Below are 15,814 nucleotides of genomic sequence, written 5' to 3' on the forward strand. Positions count from 1 at the left end.
CTAAGATAAAGTATTGGTATGGATGGGAAGCATGGTGAAAAGTAGGGACCAACTGAAGTTATTGCTGCTTCAGATCCGAGATGAAGATCAAGTTCGAAGGGAAGAGCTAGAGAGTTTTGCTGAATACTGCGGGCTTAATATCGAGCAGTTTGATGTGCTTAATGTCTTTGATACACCGACATTTCCAGATACTGCCGCCGATAATTATGACGCTTTGCTAGTCGGTGGTGCCAGTGAGGCTAATGTACTTTTCCCAGACATTTACCCATTTGTAGATCAGTGTCAGCAGCTCATTTTACGTTGCGCAGAAACCGACAAGCCAGTGTTTGCCTCCTGCTTTGGTTTTCAGTTAGCGGTATTAGCGCTTGGTGGTGAGATCTTGCATCGAGAGAAAAATTTCGAGATGGGTACAATACCTATCTCGCTTGATCATAGCGTTTGGCAGGATCCAATATTTCGAGATACCCCCGACAATTTTTATGCAGTTTCAGTGCACAAGCAGTACGCAAATGAACTGCCGAAAAACTGTGTTTCTCTTGCTTACACAGATAAATGCATTCATGCATTTAGAGTAAAAGATAAGCCTTTCTGGGCTTTTCAATTTCATCCTGAGGTTGGTAAACGAATCTTGGTTGAGCGACTGACCTTTTACAAAGATAAATACACAGATGGAGATGATCACCTTGATCAGGTGCTAGCGACTGCACAAGAAACGCCTCAATCAAATGCGTTGCTAACTAAATTTGTGGATAGAATTCTATTAGATCAGGATCATCTAGATCTCTAGAAATGGCATCCTGACGCTGGTCACAGTAGAATGGGGTTTCTCTATATTATGGAATATAAAAAATCGCGATGAATGAGCCGCAAAATCAAGATAATCAAGAACCGATAAAGCCTCGTAGCCGCGGGATCTACCTGCTGCCTAATTTATTTACGACAGGGGCATTGTTTTCAGGGTTCTATGCAATTGTTGCGAGTATGAATGGGCACTTTGAAAATGCCGCAATAGCGATCTTTGTTTCGATGGTACTGGATGGGCTTGATGGTCGAGTAGCACGTATGACCAACACCTCCAGTGCATTTGGTGCGGAGTATGACTCACTAGCTGATATGGTTTCCTTTGGTGTAGCGCCTTCACTCGTGGTTTTCTCCTGGGTGTTGGATGATATTGGCAAACTAGGCTGGTTTGCTGCATTTATCTATGTAGCAGGGGCAGCTTTAAGACTTGCCCGCTTCAATACCCAAATTGGTTCGACAGATAAGCGTTACTTTATTGGATTGCCTAGCCCAGCAGCGGCGGCTGCAGTGGCTGGTTTAGTGTGGGCTGCGACCGAGTATGAAATAGATGGATCGGCTTATGTTTATTTGATTGCTGCGTTTGTTGCTTTGGTCGGTGTTTTGATGGTGAGTAATGTACTTTATTACAGCTTTAAAGATGTCAGCCTAAAAGAGAAAGTACCTTTCTTGATCTTAGCGGGTATTGTCTTAGCTGTAGGTATTATCTCAATTAGCCCGCCTGCATTCTTATGGATTTTATTCCTAGCTTATGCGGTGTCTGGGCCAGTATTGTGGTTGATGCGCAAAACTAAGCAGAAACCTGCGGCCTAAGCGTCAGGTAAAAGCATTTTAGATTTATTTTACGGCTCCTTTAAGGGGCCGTTTTTCTGCTATACCTCATAATAGCCCCTATAGAAGGAGATTATTATGAAACCCTTCCCCTGTAACTGCCGTCCCCTTAAAACTCTTGTTTATACGGTGATTTTTCTGCTCTTTATTATCGTGATGATGAGTGGCGCTTTCATGCTGGTGGATAAGGTCTAACGAGCATATTTGCTCATGACTTACTTGCAAAATTTTCATCGCTGCTATACTTGCAGTTAACAACCAAGTGGATTGGTCGGAAATGATAGGACGGAGTCCAGGCGGAAAGAGAGCCTGCCCGAACCCTGTCGCTACCGACGTTGAAAGAGAAGTACAACGCCCTTAGTGAGAGGTTTCTGACAGGCTCTTTTGCGTGTATAGCAAAGGGGGCTGCAATGATAAAAACAATATCGGGATTTGTTGCACTGTTATTGTTTGCTAATAATCTCCAGGCTGATTGGGAGGTAAATCTCACCCGAGGTGTTACCGAAATCAGTCGAGAGGTCTATGACCTGCACATGATTATTTTCTGGATCTGTGTGGCTATTGGTGTCGTTGTTTTTGGTGTGATGCTCTGGTCGGTGATCTATCATCGTAAGTCCAAAGGAGCAAAAGCGCACAACTTCCATGAAAGCCTTGTTGTCGAAATTGCTTGGACTTTAATTCCCTTCGTTATCTTGATTGCCATGGCTGTTCCTGCAACGGCAACCTTAATCAAAATGTACGATAACTCAGAATCTGAAGTTGATATTCAGATCACAGGTTATCAGTGGAAATGGCGATATCAATACCTAGCGGAAGATATCGATTTCTTCTCCAGTCTATCTACCTCGCGAGAGCAGATAAATAATAAAGCAGCTAAAGGTGAGCATTATCTGCTTGAAGTAGATAACCCTTTGGTGATTCCTGCAGGTAAAAAGGTACGCTTTTTACTGACCGCCAATGACGTTATTCATTCCTGGTGGGTGCCTGATCTTGCAGTGAAAAAGGATGCAATTCCCGGTTTTATAAATGAAGCATGGACTATTGTGGATAACCCCGGTGTTTATCGCGGGCAGTGTGCAGAACTGTGCGGTAAAGACCATGGGTTTATGCCAATTGTTGTCGAAGTAAAGACGCCAGAAGAATACGAAGCTTGGCTTGCTGAAGTTAGGCAAGCAGATCAAGAAAAAGCAGCTGAAGGGCAAAAAGATTGGTCGCTTGCAGAGCTTATGGAAACAGGAGAGGCGGTTTATAGCAAAGCTTGTTTGGCCTGTCATCAAGCTAATGGTGAGGGAATTTCGGGTGTTTTCCCCGCTTTAAAAAACAGTCCAATCGCTTTGGGTGAGCCGGGGCCTCATATCGATATTGTGCTTAATGGTAAAAAAGGCACGGCAATGCAGGCGTATAGAGATCAACTGTCGGCTGTGGAACTGGCTGCTGTAATTACTTATGAGCGAAATGCTTGGGGTAATAAGGTGGGCGATCTAGTTACACCGGCGCAGATTGCTGAGTTGAAAGAGTAGGAGGGGGCATGGATACGGTTGCAGCTTCTCATCATCATGGTCCGGCTACCGGTATAGGTCGTTGGTTATTCACAACCAATCATAAAGATATTGGAACTCTCTATCTCTGGTTTAGCTTCTTAATGTTCCTTACTGGCGGATGTATGGCATTGCTCATTCGAGCTGAGCTATTTCAGCCGGGGTTGCAGCTCATTCAGCCGGACTTCTTTAATCAGATGACCACCATGCATGGCTTAATCATGGTCTTTGGTGCGGTCATGCCGGCGTTTGTTGGCTTAGCCAACTGGATGATTCCTATCATGGTTGGTGCTCCAGATATGGCGCTGCCAAGAATGAATAACTGGAGCTTTTGGATTCTACCTTTCGCTTTCGCGATGATGCTGTCGACTCTATTCATGGATGGCGGTGCGCCAAATTTTGGTTGGACATTCTATGCGCCTTTATCAACTACCTATGCACCGCCTAGTGTGACTTTCTTTATCTTCGCCGTTCACATGATGGGGATTAGCTCGATTATGGGGGCGATCAATATCATTGCCACCATACTCAATATGCGTGCGCCGGGTATGACCATGATGAAGTTGCCACTCTTCGTTTGGACTTGGTTAATTACGGCATTTTTATTGATTGCTGTTATGCCGGTATTGGCAGGTGTGGTCACGATGATGTTGATGGATATTCACTTCGGAACCAGCTTTTTTGATGCTGCTGGGGGTGGAGATCCAGTGTTATTCCAGCATGTATTCTGGTTCTTTGGTCATCCTGAGGTATACATCATGATCTTGCCTGCTTTCGGTATTGTCAGTGAGATCATTCCGACTTTCGCAAGGAAGAAGCTATTTGGTTATACCTCGATGGTTTATGCCACAGCTTCTATAGCCATTCTATCCTTCATCGTTTGGGCGCATCACATGTTTACAGTCGGCCTACCTTTGGCTGGTGAATTGTTCTTTATGTTCACAACTATGCTGATTGCCGTGCCTACAGGGGTTAAAGTCTTTAATTGGGTCGCGACGATGTTTCGTGGCTCTATGACGTTCGAAACGCCGATGCTATTTGCACTCGCATTTGTGGTGCTTTTCACCATTGGTGGTTTTTCAGGCTTGATGTTGGCGATCGCTCCAGTCGATTTTCAATACCACGACACGTACTTTGTAGTTGCCCATTTCCACTATGTCTTAGTACCTGGTGCGGTCTTTGCCATTATGGCAGGAGCGTATTATTGGTTACCTAAGTGGTGCGGCAATTATTACAACGAAACCATGGGTAAAGTGCATTTCTGGTGTAGTTTTATCGGGGTGAATATCACCTTTTTTCCTATGCACTTTATCGGTTTAGCGGGTATGCCACGTCGTATACCTGACTATGCACTTCAGTTTGCCGATTTCAATGCGGTGGCTTCAGTAGGTGCGTTTATCTTTGGGCTATCGCAACTAATTTTCCTTTATAACATTGTGAGCTGTATTCGTAAGGGTAAGCAGGCCAGTGCGGAAGTTTGGGAAGGGTCTCACGGTTTAGAGTGGACCCTACCATCCCCTGCCCCTTATCACAGCTTTAGTACACCGCCAGAGGTGAAATAACAGCACTTTTGAGAGGTTGTTATGGCAGAGCAACGACATAAGAAAACAGTGCTATCACTGTTAAGTGGAACCCTGATTATGTTTGGGTTTGGCTTCGCGTTGGTACCTCTATATGACGTGTTTTGTGATATCACGGGGCTAAATGGAAAAGTGGATTTGGTTGCTGCGGAACCTAGTTTGGTTGTGGATAACAGTCGACAAGTAAAATTGCAGCTGGTGGCTATTAACAACGAATCTATGCCTTGGCGATTTAAACCAGAAAAGACTTCTATCATCTTGTCGCCTGGGGAAATGTATCAAACAGCCTATAAAGCGCGCAATTTGACCGATAATTTCATGATTGCGCAAGCAGTCCCTTCGGTTTCACCTTCAGAGGCTGCGCCTTATGTGCAAAAGATTAATTGTTTCTGTTTCGAACGGCAGCCGCTAAAGGCGAAAGAATTAAAGGCGATGCCGCTGGTTGTTTCTATCGCGCCAGAGCTTCCTAAGCACATAAAAACAGTAACACTCTCATACACCCTATTTGATATCACACCAGAAGCGGAAGTGAATTTGTCTGCGAGGAGGAACTCTCTATGAGTACTCAAACTTACTATGTGCCAGAACAAAGTCGTTGGCCTATTTTAGCATCGATCGCTTTGTTCTTTATGGCTTACGGTGCAGGCAGCTTAATCAATAGCTTTACCGCAGAAGAGGCTGGAGGAGTTGGTTTGATTCTTCTCTTAGTCGGTGCATTGGGGATGGGGCTTATTTTGTTGGGCTGGTTTAGCAACGTTATCCATGAAAGTGGTGAAGGCTTATACAGCCCACAAATGGATCGGTCATTCCGCTGGGGTATGAGCTGGTTTATCTTCTCCGAGGTAATGTTCTTTGCGGCATTTTTCGGCACTTTATTTTATGTCAGGACGTTAGCGGTGCCTTGGCTGGGTGGTGAAGGTGACAAAGGTGTTTCTAACATGCTGTGGGAAGGTTTTGAGGCGCAGTGGCCTTTGATGGTGACACCAGATCAAAATGCTTTTCCGGGCCCTAAAGAGGTAATAGACCCTTGGCATATACCACTTTTCAATACCATTTTACTGATCGCATCGAGTTTTACAGTCACCCTTGCGCATAAAGCACTTAAGTTGGATCAACGCTCTAGGGTGGTGTTTTGGTTAGCTGTGACTGTCTTACTGGGCAGTGTGTTTCTTTACTTTCAAGCTTATGAGTATGTACTTGCTTACAACGAATTAGGCTTAACGCTTAATGCCGGTATCTACGGGGCGACCTTTTTTATTCTCACTGGTTTTCATGGTCTGCATGTCACTTTAGGCACGCTGATGTTGATTATTATTTGGTTACGAGTACTCAAAGGGCATTTCAGTTCAGAAAAGCATTTTGGCTTTGAAGCGGTGGCTTGGTATTGGCACTTTGTCGATGTGGTATGGGTCGGCTTGTTTCTATTTGTTTATATCTTGTAGTCGATTAAAGCCCGTGAGGAACAATCTCACCGGTATAGAAGCCGTAAATAAGTACCGCGATGATCATGACGCTAAAGGTGACCCTAAAGAAAAGCGAGTTAACAGTTCGATGAGATTGGCCTTGATCTCTTACTAAGAAGTAGAGGCCGGAAAATAAACTGATTAGAACGGCAATAAAAAGAAGTAGTAAAAGCAACTTTAACGACATGCGGAGTACCTGATAGCTGTCCTTGGTGTAGGTAACTATGAGTAAAGTTCAGAGTGGTTCAGCCTTCAAGTGGATGTTGTGGATATCTGGGATTGTATTGCTGCCATTACTGATCGGATTGGGGCTTTGGCAGTTGGACCGAGCTGAGCAGAAGCAAGAGTTACTGGATAGCTGGCAACAAGCAATACCAAGTCAGGAATTGCCGTTGGAGCAAGAGATGATAAGAGGGAGTTATAAAGCGGTTATCTTGAAGGGAGTGTTCGATCGAGAACGGTACTTTCTTTTAGATAATCGTGTCCGCAAAGGGCGCGCTGGTTATGAGGTTGTTGCTCTATTTACTGCGGATAGCGGTCGAAGTGTATTGGTGAATCTTGGTTGGGTGTTAGCTTCGCTGGATCGAGGAATAATACCTGAATTTGTCTTGCCCGAAGGTCAGCAAACGATTAGTGGCAGTGTCAGGGTTATTGAGAAAGGTTTTGCTTTATCAGCTGATGATTTGGCGGAAGAACGGTGGCCTAAGGTCATTCAACAATTGGATGCGGAAAAAATTTCATCTCGGTTGGTTATAAGTATTGATGCGTTGGAATTAAGGCTAACGGAGCCGCTGGTTTCAGGTTTAGATCTAAATTGGCCAGTAGTGAATATGAAGCCTGAGAAACATTTAGGTTATGCATTTCAATGGTTCGCTATGGCATTTGCGTTGTTGTGTTTATTGATTTGGAGCGCTCTAAAAATAAGAAAGGAGGCCATATATGAACAGGTTTAGTTTTTGGCTTGTTTGGGCGGTTGGCTTTGTGCCTATGCTGATAGCTTCTTTTATGTTTTTCACGGGGGTGATGATTCCAGAGCAGCGTGTTCATTCAGGCACTTTGCTTTCTGATCAGCATATTAATGATCTGAACTTGGTTGGGAGTGAGCTGAAACAGCGTAAGTGGCAACTGTTATTAACTAAGCAAGATGATTGTGTCTCGCGTTGCGAGAAATGGTCAAAGGTGCTTAGCAATCTGCACACAGCATTAGGTAAGGAGCAAGATCGGGTCAAGCTGTTACAAGTGGATCTGAGTGCAACCACACTAGATAGGAATGAGTTTGGAAAGTTAGGAACGGCAATATGGGTCGTCGACCCATTAGGCAATATGGTGCTGCGATATACCTTATCAGATGAGCCGAGTCTGATTCTTAAAGATCTGCGCAAGCTGTTGAAAATGTCCCGGATTGGATAAGCCACGGGGGAATTAATGTTAAAGCTGATATGGCGGTTGAGTAATGTGGCATTAGTGCTTGCGCTCTGCGTTGTGTTGTTAGGAGCGTGGACTCGAATTAACCATGCGGGACTAAGCTGCCCTGACTGGCCTGGGTGTTATGGCTATATGTTGATGCCTACTGATCAAGCAGCTTTGACTGAAGCACAGTTTATTTACCCTGATACACCTATAGAGCTTGGTAAAACAGCACTAGAGATGGGGCATCGTTATTTAGCGGGAACTTTAGGCCTAGTCATAGCGGCTTTGGCTTTTTGTGCCTATAGATTAAGGCGCGTGCAAACATATCCGGTTTATTTAAGTTATGGCTTGCTCTTGTTAGTGACAGTGCAGGCTGTATTTGGAATGTGGACGGTCACATTAAAGCTTTACCCGCCAGTAGTGACTTTGCATCTTTTAGGGGGAGTGCTGACGTTAACAGGTGTATATGTCCTCAGAAGCAAAGTGAAAACATTGATGGCTGGAGTGAAAAAGCAAAGGACTAAATGCAGTAAGTGGATCAAGTATGCTTTGGCTGTTTTGTTGCTGCAGATAGTGTTGGGTGGCTGGACAAGCTCAAACTATGCAGGACCAGCTTGTGGTCATTGGCTAAGTTGCAGCATGGGCGAGAATGCCAGCAGCGATTTTACGAGAGGTTTTAATCTTACGGAAACTATTGGCCCAAATTATCAAGGTGGTTTGCTGCCACTAGATGCACGTGTAGCGATTCAGCAGGGGCATAGAATTGGTGCATTGGTGGTATTGATCGTGTGTGTTTGGCTAGTGGTTAAGTTACATCGACAGATATATATGCGAAGTTGGCTATATGGGTTGTTAGCCTTGTTATCGATCCAGATATTGCTGGGTGGATTAAACGCTATTTATGCAGTGCCTAATCTGTTGGCGATTGGGCACCATGCAGTGGCGGTTGGATTATTGTTGGTTCTGTTAAAAATTTATGAGCTGCGGCTACGGACTGTAGGGGTGAATCATGGATAACCAAGAATTAGTAAGCATTCGTACAGAAGGGGTTTCTTGGCGAGATTATCTGATTTTATGTAAGCCTAAGGTTGTGGTCGTTATGCTGGTAACTGCTGCTGTGGGTATGTTTCTAGCAGTGCAGGAAATTCCACCGATTAGTAACGTCTTATTAGGACTAGTTGGAATTGGCATGGCAGCTGGCTCTGCAGCAGCAGTAAATCACATCATGGATCGTAAGATCGATGAAAAAATGGCTCGGACGAAAAGGCGGCCTTTACCCCAAGGCAAATTAAGTCCGCTACAAGCACTGTTATTCGCAGCTGTGCTTGGTGTATCAGGAATTGCAATCTTGGTCTTCTGGGTTAATGCGCTGACAGCATGGTTAACAGTGGCGGCGTTAATGGGTTATGCGGTGGTCTATACTGTATGGCTGAAAAGAGCGACACCCCAGAATATTGTAATCGGCGGTATAGCCGGTGCAGCACCACCGCTATTAGGCTGGACAGCTATAACAGGCTCGATAGAACCGAACGCGTTGCTACTTGTGCTTATTATCTTTGCTTGGACACCTCCGCACTTTTGGGCTCTGTGTATAGCTCGCAAAGAGGACTATGCAAAAGCTGGTATTCCAATGCTGCCAGTTACACATGGTGTCGCATATACACGTTTGCAAATCATGCTTTATAGCATGTTAATGGTGGCAATAACGTTATTCCCTGTTATGACGGGAATGAGTGGGGCGATTTATCTGGGTTTGGTGTTAGCACTAAATGCTAAATTTCTATATAGGGTTGCTTGCTTGTGGACAGAGCCAAGTCAATCACCCATGTTACTTTTTAAATACAGTATCAATTACATCATGTTGCTGTTTGTCGCATTGCTTGTAGATCACTACATGATATGAAAAACAGCAACGGTTAAAACTTAAAGTTCCTGAAACCTGTGGAAATGGAGAGAAAATCAGTAATGAAACAAGAAGTTAATTGATGTAGCGCTAATGGATTGGTGCTGCACCTAAATTAAACGAGGGGATGCATCATGTTTATTCAGCATATGATGGGAATAATGTACCACCCAAAAGAGGAGTGGGGACAAATAAGAAAAGAGCACTACAGCGCGTCGCATATATATATGCAACAAATAAGTATTCTGGCTGCCATACCAGCAATCTCAATGTTCATCGGGACAACCCAAATAGGTTGGAGCATTGCGGGTTCTGAATATGTGAAGCTAGATGCAATGAGCGCCTTGCCTGCTGCAATCGCATTTTACTTTGCAATGTGGGTTGGAGTTGGGTTTATAACATGGGCCATTCATTGGATGGAGAAGAACTATGGCGGCAACGTTTCATTTGATGATTGCCTATCGCTAGCGACTTATACAGCGACGCCAATGTTCTTAGCAGGCTTGTCTGCGTTGTATCCATTGCTATGGTTTAATGTGACCGTTGGTTTATTCGCAATTTGTTACACGGTCTACCTACTATACATAGGTGTTCCAGTGATAATGAAAATACCAGAAGAAAGGGCCTTTCTATTTTCAACATCTATCTTGACAGTGGGACTCTGTACACTAGTGGGTATTATTGTTGCTTCTGTTATTCTATGGGGCACAGTGATTCCACTAAACTATATACCGGTGTAATGGCTAAATAAGCTATAAATTACTCGGAAACTGAAAGGCGCTTAAGCAATTTTGTAAGCGCCTTTCTTGTTTGTTGTATAAATAACAATCATGTCTGATCAATCCTTGATTGATTTGTGATGATTTGTAAGTTTTTTACAACTTTTTGCACTTTTTTTAAGATTGGGTGTTGACCCTTTTTTAGATGTCTGTAGAATTCGCCGTCCTTGCTTAGGGAGGCCGCTTTTTAAGGGGCTTCAGAGCTGAGTGAGGTGCTTAGTAAGTGGTTGAAAACATTGGTTTTTAAGATCGCTTACAGAGCAGGATTCAAAGTCCGGTTGCTGAGTAAAAACTTTTTACGAAATTGCAAAATAAACGGTTGACTTTGAATGAGCGCACAGTAGAATATGCGCCTCGCTTGAGACGAAACGCTGGTTCAGCGGAGAGTCAAGAAAGCAACGCTCTTTAACAATTTGATCAGATAATTCGTGTGGGCGCTTGTTGAGAAGAAGCAAACTTTTTCTAGACAAGCAACCAAGTGAATTCATTTAAAGCGATTTACAAAGGTTTAACGTTCTTAAGAATGTTATCCGGTTGTTTAGTACTAGAGCCCGTTACCACATTCCTGGTAACACAAATGATTTAAACTGAAGAGTTTGATCATGGCTCAGATTGAACGCTGGCGGCAGGCCTAACACATGCAAGTCGAACGGTAACATGACTAGCTTGCTAGTTGATGACGAGTGGCGGACGGGTGAGTAACGCGTAGGAATCTACCCAGTAGCGGGGGATAAGCCAGAGAAATTTGGTCTAATACCGCATACGCCCTACGGGGGAAAGCAGGGGATCTTCGGACCTTGCACTATTGGATGAGCCTGCGTGAGATTAGCTAGTTGGTGAGGTAATGGCTCACCAAGGCGACGATCTCTAGCTGGTCTGAGAGGATGATCAGCCACACTGGAACTGAGACACGGTCCAGACTCCTACGGGAGGCAGCAGTGGGGAATATTGCACAATGGGCGCAAGCCTGATGCAGCCATGCCGCGTGTGTGAAGAAGGCCCTAGGGTTGTAAAGCACTTTCAGCAGTGAGGAAAGGTTAGTAGTTAATACCTGCTAGCTGTGACGTTAACTGCAGAAGAAGCACCGGCTAACTCCGTGCCAGCAGCCGCGGTAATACGGAGGGTGCGAGCGTTAATCGGAATTACTGGGCGTAAAGCGCGCGTAGGTGGATTGGTCAGTCAGATGTGAAAGCCCAGGGCTCAACCTTGGAACTGCACCTGATACTGCCAATCTAGAATACGGTAGAGGGTAGTGGAATTTCCTGTGTAGCGGTGAAATGCGTAGATATAGGAAGGAACACCAGTGGCGAAGGCGACTACCTGGACCGATATTGACACTGAGGTGCGAAAGCGTGGGGAGCAAACAGGATTAGATACCCTGGTAGTCCACGCCGTAAACGATGTCTACTAGCCGTTGGGAGACTTGATCTTTTAGTGGCGCAGCTAACGCGATAAGTAGACCGCCTGGGGAGTACGGCCGCAAGGTTAAAACTCAAATGAATTGACGGGGGCCCGCACAAGCGGTGGAGCATGTGGTTTAATTCGACGCAACGCGAAGAACCTTACCAACTCTTGACATCCAGAGAAGTTACTAGAGATAGTTTCGTGCCTTCGGGAACTCTGAGACAGGTGCTGCATGGCTGTCGTCAGCTCGTGTTGTGAAATGTTGGGTTAAGTCCCGTAACGAGCGCAACCCTTGTCCTTATTTGCCAGCACTTCGGGTGGGAACTCTAAGGAGACTGCCGGTGACAAACCGGAGGAAGGTGGGGACGACGTCAAGTCATCATGGCCCTTACGAGTTGGGCTACACACGTGCTACAATGGCCGGTACAGAGGGCCGCGAACCTGCGAGGGTAAGCTAATCTCAGAAAACCGGTCGTAGTCCGGATTGGAGTCTGCAACTCGACTCCATGAAGTCGGAATCGCTAGTAATCGCGAATCAGAATGTCGCGGTGAATACGTTCCCGGGCCTTGTACACACCGCCCGTCACACCATGGGAGTGGATTGCACCAGAAGTAGCTAGCTTAACCTTCGGGAGGGCGGTTACCACGGTGTGGTTCATGACTGGGGTGAAGTCGTAACAAGGTAGCCCTAGGGGAACCTGGGGCTGGATCACCTCCTTAAACGAAAGCCGATTCTCGGCAAGCGTTCACACGAATTATCTGATCAGAGAAGTTAAGAGCAACGGTGTAGGCTTGTAGCTCAGCTGGTTAGAGCGCACCCCTGATAAGGGTGAGGTCGGTGGTTCAAGTCCACTCAGGCCTACCAATCAATAGCCTTACTGTTTTTCTTGGGGCTATAGCTCAGCTGGGAGAGCGCCTGCTTTGCACGCAGGAGGTCTGCGGTTCGATCCCGCATAGCTCCACCATCATCCTCTGGATGAGAAGGAAGAGTTTTAAAACATATTGTCGTTTAAGACATTATCTTTTAAAGCTTTTTTGCTTTAAACGCTCTTTAACAATTTGGATTTGATTCATTTGATTTAGATTTAAGACATGTAGTTTTACTGCATGCGCCAATTCGGCGAAATCTATCGTTACTAGCAATACAAGTTACTGTGATTCCAGACGCCTTCGGGTTATATGGTCAAGTGACTAAGCGTGCACGGTGGATGCCTTGGCAGTCAGAGGCGATGAAGGACGTTGTAACCTGCGATAAGGTTCGGGGAGGTGGTAAACAACCTTTGATCCGGACATTTCCGAATGGGGAAACCCACCTATTTATAGGTATCTTTTAACTGAATACATAGGTTATTAGAGGCGAACCTGGGGAACTGAAACATCTAAGTACCCAGAGGAAAAGAAATCAACCGAGATTCCCTAAGTAGCGGCGAGCGAACGGGGACTAGCCCTTAAGCTTTATTAGATTTAACAGAACACTCTGGAAAGTGTGGCCATAGTGGGTGATAGCCCCGTATGTGAAAGGTCTTTTAAAGTGAAATCGAGTAGGACGGCACACGTGAAACGCTGTCTGAATATGGGGGGACCATCCTCCAAGGCTAAATACTCCTGACTGACCGATAGTGAACCAGTACCGTGAGGGAAAGGCGAAAAGAACCCCTGTGAGGGGAGTGAAATAGACCCTGAAACCGTGTACGTACAAGCAGTGGGAGCCGTTTTCGGACGGTGACTGCGTACCTTTTGTATAATGGGTCAGCGACTTACTTTTAGTGGCAAGGTTAAGCATTTGCGGAGCCGTAGGGAAACCGAGTCTTAATAGGGCGTCCAGTCGCTAGGAGTAGACCCGAAACCGAGTGATCTATCCATGGGCAGGTTGAAGATGCAGTAACATGCATTGGAGGACCGAACCGACTGTCGTTGAAAAGCCAGCGGATGACTTGTGGATAGGAGTGAAAGGCTAATCAAACTCGGAGATAGCTGGTTCTCCTCGAAAACTATTTAGGTAGTGCCTCGTGTCTAACCATGGGGGGTAGAGCACTGTTTCGGCTAGGGGGTCATCCCGACTTACCAACCCGATGCAAACTCCGAATACCCATGAGTTCAATCACGGGAGACACACGGCGGGTGCTAACGTCCGTCGTGGAAAGGGAAACAACCCAGACCGTCAGCTAAGGTCCCAAAGTTTATGCTAAGTGGGAAACGATGTGGGAAGGCTTAGACAGCTAGGAGGTTGGCTTAGAAGCAGCCACCCTTTAAAGAAAGCGTAATAGCTCACTAGTCGAGTCGGCCCGCGCGGAAGATATAACGGGGCTAAGCATAACACCGAAGCTACGGATGCACTTTGTGCATGGTAGAGGAGCGTTCTGTAAGCTGTTGAAGCGGAAGCTGTAAGGCACCGTGGAGGTATCAGAAGTGCGAATGCTGACATGAGTAACGATAAGGGAGGTGAAAACCCTCCCCGCCGGAAGACCAAGGGTTCCTATCCAACGCTATTCGAGGTAGGGTGAGTCGGCCCCTAAGGAGAGGCTGAAGAGCGTATCCGATGGGAAACAGGTTAATATTCCTGTACTGCTCATAACTGCGATGGGGGGACGGAGAAGGCTAGGCTAGCGCGGCGTTGGTTGTCCGCGTTTAAGATAGTAGGTTTAGAGCTTAGGTAAATCCGGGCTCTTTTAAGACCGAGAATCGATGACGAGGTCCTTTATGGACTGAAGTAGTTGATGCCATGCTTCCAGGAAAATCCTCTAAGCTTCAGGTTATGACTAACCGTACCCTAAACCGACACAGGTGGTCAGGTAGAGAATACTAAGGCGTATGAGAAAACTCGGGTGAAGGAACTAGGCAAAATGGCACCGTAACTTCGGGAGAAGGTGCGCCGGTTTTGGTGATGGGACTTGCTCCCTAAGCTGAGGCCGGTCGAAGATACCAGGTGGCTGCGACTGTTTATTAAAAACATAGCACTCTGCAAACTCGAAAGAGGACGTATAGGGTGTGACGCCTGCCCGGTGCCGGAAGGTTAATTGATGGGGTTAGCGCTTGCGCGAAGCTCTTGATCGAAGCCCCGGTAAACGGCGGCCGTAACTATAACGGTCCTAAGGTAGCGAAATTCCTTGTCGGGTAAGTTCCGACCTGCACGAATGGCGTAACGATGGCCACACTGTCTCCACCCGAGACTCAGTGAAATTGAAATAGCTGTTAAGATGCAGTTTACCCGCGGCTAGACGGAAAGACCCCGTGAACCTTTACTACAGCTTCACAGTGGACTTTGACATTACTTGTGTAGAATAGCTGGGAGGCTTTGAAACCCTGTCGCCAGATAGGGTGGAGCCACCTTTGAAATACCAGCCTGGTAATGTTGAGGTTCTAACCCAGTTCCCTAAGCGGGATCGGGGACATTGTGTGGTGGGTAGTTTGACTGGGGCGGTCTCCTCCCAAAGAGTAACGGAGGAGCACGAAGGTACCCTCAGCATGGTCGGAAATCATGCAATGAGCGCAAGAGTAGAAGGGTGCTTGACTGCGAGACAGACACGTCGAGCAGGTACGAAAGTAGGTTCTAGTGATCCGGTGGTTCTGTATGGAAGGGCCATCGCTCAACGGATAAAAGGTACTCCGGGGATAACAGGCTGATACCGCCCAAGAGTTCACATCGACGGCGGTGTTTGGCACCTCGATGTCGGCTCATCACATCCTGGGGCTGAAGCCGGTCCCAAGGGTATGGCTGTTCGCCATTTAAAGTGGTACGCGAGCTGGGTTTAGAACGTCGTGAGACAGTTCGGTCCCTATCTGCCGTGGGCGTTTGAGATTTGAGAAGAGTTGCTCCTAGTACGAGAGGACCGGAGTGAACGAACCTCTGGTGTACCGGTTGTGATGCCAATTGCATTGCCGGGTAGCTACGTTCGGACGGGATAACCGCTGAAAGCATCTAAGCGGGAAGCCTCCTTCAAGATGAGATCTCACTGGGAACTTGATTCCCCTAAAGGGCCGTTGAAGACTACGACGTTGATAGGTTGGGTGTGGAAGCGCTGTGAGGCGTTGAGCTAACCAATACTAATTGCCCGTGAGGCTTGACCATATAACGCCCAAGGCGTTTGGCAAGTGACTTGTAAGATAT

At 46.2% G+C, this 15,814-nt stretch carries 12 protein-coding genes, 2 tRNA genes and 2 rRNA genes; 15 read left to right on the plus strand and 1 reads right to left on the minus strand.

The features are described 5' to 3' along the window. Positions 1 to 31 precede the first annotated feature (31 nt). The 6 genes from ACMXYR_RS01650 to ACMXYR_RS01675 all read left to right on the plus strand — a co-directional run bounded on the left by ACMXYR_RS01650 (position 32) and on the right by ACMXYR_RS01675 (position 6,189). Positions 32 to 787, plus strand: coding sequence for a type 1 glutamine amidotransferase (locus ACMXYR_RS01650; protein WP_415883284.1), 756 nt, complete (start codon positions 32 to 34; stop codon positions 785 to 787). A 68-nt stretch (positions 788 to 855) separates the two neighbouring features. After that, positions 856 to 1,611 carry a CDP-diacylglycerol--serine O-phosphatidyltransferase gene (gene pssA / locus ACMXYR_RS01655; RefSeq protein ID WP_415902667.1) on the plus strand — a complete coding sequence of 252 codons (756 nt, stop codon included), beginning with the start codon at positions 856 to 858 and terminating at the stop codon, positions 1,609 to 1,611. A gap of 428 nt (positions 1,612 to 2,039) precedes the next feature. Beyond that, complete coding sequence (gene coxB, locus ACMXYR_RS01660) at positions 2,040 to 3,149, plus strand: cytochrome c oxidase subunit II (protein ID WP_415902668.1); 1,110 nt, start codon at positions 2,040 to 2,042, stop codon at positions 3,147 to 3,149. A gap of 8 nt (positions 3,150 to 3,157) precedes the next feature. Beyond that, positions 3,158 to 4,729 carry a cytochrome c oxidase subunit I gene (gene ctaD / locus ACMXYR_RS01665; protein ID WP_415895569.1) on the plus strand — a complete coding sequence of 524 codons (1,572 nt, stop codon included), beginning with the start codon at positions 3,158 to 3,160 and terminating at the stop codon, positions 4,727 to 4,729. 21 nt (positions 4,730 to 4,750) lie between these two features. Then, complete coding sequence (locus ACMXYR_RS01670) at positions 4,751 to 5,308, plus strand: cytochrome c oxidase assembly protein (RefSeq protein WP_415893231.1); 558 nt, start codon at positions 4,751 to 4,753, stop codon at positions 5,306 to 5,308. Further along, positions 5,305 to 6,189 (plus strand): cytochrome c oxidase subunit 3, encoded by an 885-nt coding sequence (locus tag ACMXYR_RS01675; protein ID WP_415902669.1) that lies wholly within the window; start codon positions 5,305 to 5,307, stop codon positions 6,187 to 6,189. The genes ACMXYR_RS01670 and ACMXYR_RS01675 overlap by 4 nt, the downstream gene beginning before the upstream one ends. Before the next feature lie 4 nt (positions 6,190 to 6,193). On the opposite strand, the gene ACMXYR_RS01680 is transcribed toward ACMXYR_RS01675, so the two are convergent. Then, positions 6,194 to 6,397, minus strand: coding sequence for a twin transmembrane helix small protein (locus ACMXYR_RS01680; RefSeq protein WP_415886762.1), 204 nt, complete (start codon positions 6,395 to 6,397; stop codon positions 6,194 to 6,196). 37 nt (positions 6,398 to 6,434) lie between these two features. Between ACMXYR_RS01680 and ACMXYR_RS01685 the strand changes: the two genes are divergently transcribed. From ACMXYR_RS01685 to ACMXYR_RS01725, 9 genes are all read left to right on the plus strand, one after another. Further along, entirely contained in the window at positions 6,435 to 7,163 is a 729-nt protein-coding gene (locus ACMXYR_RS01685) for an SURF1 family protein (protein WP_415902670.1), read from the plus strand. Then, positions 7,150 to 7,620, plus strand: coding sequence for a hypothetical protein (locus tag ACMXYR_RS01690; protein WP_415902671.1), 471 nt, complete (start codon positions 7,150 to 7,152; stop codon positions 7,618 to 7,620). The genes ACMXYR_RS01685 and ACMXYR_RS01690 overlap by 14 nt, the downstream gene beginning before the upstream one ends. 15 nt (positions 7,621 to 7,635) lie before the next feature. Continuing rightward, a complete protein-coding gene (locus tag ACMXYR_RS01695) occupies positions 7,636 to 8,637 on the plus strand; it encodes a COX15/CtaA family protein (RefSeq protein ID WP_415902672.1) in 1,002 nt (333 codons plus the stop codon). Then, positions 8,630 to 9,523: a heme o synthase gene (gene cyoE, locus ACMXYR_RS01700; protein WP_415902673.1), complete on the plus strand. Its 894-nt coding sequence runs from the start codon at positions 8,630 to 8,632 to the stop codon at positions 9,521 to 9,523. The genes ACMXYR_RS01695 and cyoE overlap by 8 nt, the downstream gene beginning before the upstream one ends. A 134-nt stretch (positions 9,524 to 9,657) precedes the next feature. Beyond that, a complete protein-coding gene (locus tag ACMXYR_RS01705) occupies positions 9,658 to 10,263 on the plus strand; it encodes a Yip1 family protein (RefSeq protein WP_415883295.1) in 606 nt (201 codons plus the stop codon). A 623-nt stretch (positions 10,264 to 10,886) separates the two neighbouring features. Continuing rightward, positions 10,887 to 12,426 (plus strand): 16S ribosomal RNA (locus ACMXYR_RS01710). 68 nt (positions 12,427 to 12,494) lie between these two features. Further along, positions 12,495 to 12,571: transfer RNA gene (locus tag ACMXYR_RS01715), tRNA-Ile, on the plus strand. A gap of 24 nt (positions 12,572 to 12,595) precedes the next feature. Beyond that, a tRNA-Ala gene (locus tag ACMXYR_RS01720) sits at positions 12,596 to 12,671 on the plus strand. A 216-nt stretch (positions 12,672 to 12,887) separates the two neighbouring features. Next, positions 12,888 to 15,775: ribosomal RNA gene (locus ACMXYR_RS01725) — 23S ribosomal RNA — on the plus strand. Together the 16S and 23S rRNA genes with 2 tRNA genes alongside form the textbook arrangement of a ribosomal RNA operon. The last annotated feature ends 39 nt before the right edge of the window (positions 15,776 to 15,814 follow it).

The organism is Neptuniibacter sp. QD29_5, assembly GCF_047778125.1.
In the GTDB taxonomy this organism is placed as follows: domain Bacteria; phylum Pseudomonadota; class Gammaproteobacteria; order Pseudomonadales; family Balneatricaceae; genus Neptuniibacter.

Bases quoted from the DNA above. Each gene is read 5' to 3' on its own strand.
- cyoE (WP_415902673.1), top strand. From the start codon at position 8,630: ATGGATAACCAAGAATTAGTAAGCATTCGTACAGAAGGGGTTTCTTGG.
- ctaD (WP_415895569.1), top strand. From the start codon at position 3,158: ATGGATACGGTTGCAGCTTCTCATCATCATGGTCCGGCTACCGGTATA.
- ACMXYR_RS01675 (WP_415902669.1), top strand. From the start codon at position 5,305: ATGAGTACTCAAACTTACTATGTGCCAGAACAAAGTCGTTGGCCTATT.
- ACMXYR_RS01690 (WP_415902671.1), top strand. From the start codon at position 7,150: ATGAACAGGTTTAGTTTTTGGCTTGTTTGGGCGGTTGGCTTTGTGCCT.
- ACMXYR_RS01685 (WP_415902670.1), top strand. From the start codon at position 6,435: ATGAGTAAAGTTCAGAGTGGTTCAGCCTTCAAGTGGATGTTGTGGATA.
- ACMXYR_RS01705 (WP_415883295.1), top strand. From the start codon at position 9,658: ATGTTTATTCAGCATATGATGGGAATAATGTACCACCCAAAAGAGGAG.
- ACMXYR_RS01670 (WP_415893231.1), top strand. From the start codon at position 4,751: ATGGCAGAGCAACGACATAAGAAAACAGTGCTATCACTGTTAAGTGGA.
- coxB (WP_415902668.1), top strand. From the start codon at position 2,040: ATGATAAAAACAATATCGGGATTTGTTGCACTGTTATTGTTTGCTAAT.
- pssA (WP_415902667.1), top strand. From the start codon at position 856: ATGAATGAGCCGCAAAATCAAGATAATCAAGAACCGATAAAGCCTCGT.
- ACMXYR_RS01695 (WP_415902672.1), top strand. From the start codon at position 7,636: ATGTTAAAGCTGATATGGCGGTTGAGTAATGTGGCATTAGTGCTTGCG.
- ACMXYR_RS01680 (WP_415886762.1), bottom strand. From the start codon at position 6,397: ATGTCGTTAAAGTTGCTTTTACTACTTCTTTTTATTGCCGTTCTAATC.
- ACMXYR_RS01650 (WP_415883284.1), top strand. From the start codon at position 32: ATGGTGAAAAGTAGGGACCAACTGAAGTTATTGCTGCTTCAGATCCGA.